At 66.7% G+C, this 1,559-nt stretch carries 1 protein-coding gene; it reads right to left on the bottom strand.

The features are described 5' to 3' along the window. The coding region (locus AC5RTT_RS20500; RefSeq protein ID WP_494146698.1) for an Rne/Rng family ribonuclease at positions 1-1,559 on the bottom strand (1,559 nt) is incomplete at both ends.

Here is a 1,559-nt window from a genome sequence, read left to right as displayed (position 1 = left end):
AGGCCGGCTGTCGGTGCGCTGCACGTGGTGCTCGGCAGCAACGATGTTGGCGCGGCGGTGCTCCACGGGGTCGTCGTGGGTGACGACGCCGCGTCCGGCGCAGGCCTCGCACTGCTCGCCAAAGACCTCCAGGAGCCCGGTGCCCATGCGCTTCCGGGTCATCTGGACCAGGCCCAGGGACGTGACTTCGGCAACCTGGTGCTTGGTGCGGTCGCGGCCCAGGCATTCCACCAGGCGGCGCAGGACCAGGTCCCGGTTGGATTCCAGGACCATGTCGATGAAGTCGATGACGATGATGCCGCCGATGTCGCGGAGGCGGAGCTGGCGCACCACTTCCTCGGCTGCTTCAAGGTTGTTCTTGGTGACGGTTTCTTCGAGGTTGCCGCCGCTGCCGGTGAACTTGCCGGTGTTGACGTCCACCACGGTCATGGCTTCGGTGCGGTCGATCACCAGGGAACCGCCGGACGGCAGGAAGACCTTGCGTTCCAGGGCCTTGTGGATCTGCTCGTCGATCCGCCAGGCTGCGAAGATGTCCTGGTCCTTGGTCCACTTCTCGAGACGGCCCACGAGGTCCGGGGCAACGTAGGTGACGTAGGCCTCGATGGTGTCCCAGGCTTCTTCACCGGAAACGATCAGCTTGGAAAAGTCCTCGTTGAAGACGTCGCGGACCACCTTGATGGTGAGGTCGGGCTCGCCGTACAGGAGTTCGGGGGCCAGCACCTTGGTGGAGGTGGACTGGCTTTCGATGCCTTCCCACTGGGCGCGGAGCCGGTTGATGTCGTGCGTCAGCTCTTCCTCGGACGCCCCTTCGGCCGCGGTGCGGACGATGACGCCGGCCTGCTCCGGGAGCCGGTCCTTGAGGATCCGCTTGAGGCGGTTGCGTTCGACGTCGGGCAGCTTGCGGGAGATGCCGGTCATGGAACCGCCGGGGACGTACACGAGGTAACGGCCGGGCAGCGAGATCTGGCTGGTCAGGCGTGCGCCCTTGTGGCCCACCGGGTCCTTGGTCACCTGGACCAGGACGGTGTCGCCGGACTTGAGCGCGTTTTCGATCCGGCGCTGCTTGCCTTCGAGGTTGACGGCCTCCCAGTTCACCTCACCGGCGTACAGGACGGCGTTGCGGCCGCGCCCGATGTCCACGAATGCTGCCTCCATGGAGGGCAGCACGTTCTGGACCTTGCCCAGGTAGACGTTGCCTATCAGCGAATCCTGCTGGGTCTTGGAGACGAAGTGCTCGGCGAGGACACCGTCCTCGAGGACGGCAATCTGGATTCTGTCGTCGCGCTGGCGGACGATCATCTGGCGGTCCACGGATTCCCTGCGCGCCAGGAACTCGGCCTCGGTGATCACCGTGCGGCGCCGACCGGTATCGCGGGACTCACGCCGGCGCTGCTTCTTCGCTTCCAGGCGGGTGGAACCCTTGACGCTGGTCACGCGGTTACTGGCGGCCTGCTCGGTCACCGCGCGCGGGGCGCGGACACGGGTGACGGTGTTGGGGGGATCGTCATCTCCGCCGCCGGTCAGTTCGAGGTCCTGGTCACCGCGGCGCCGCCGGCGCC

This window comes from Arthrobacter sp. Y3221157 (assembly GCF_059089865.1).
The sequence above is the reverse complement of the archived record's forward strand: the minus strand, read 5'-3'. Positions and strand labels throughout refer to the sequence as shown.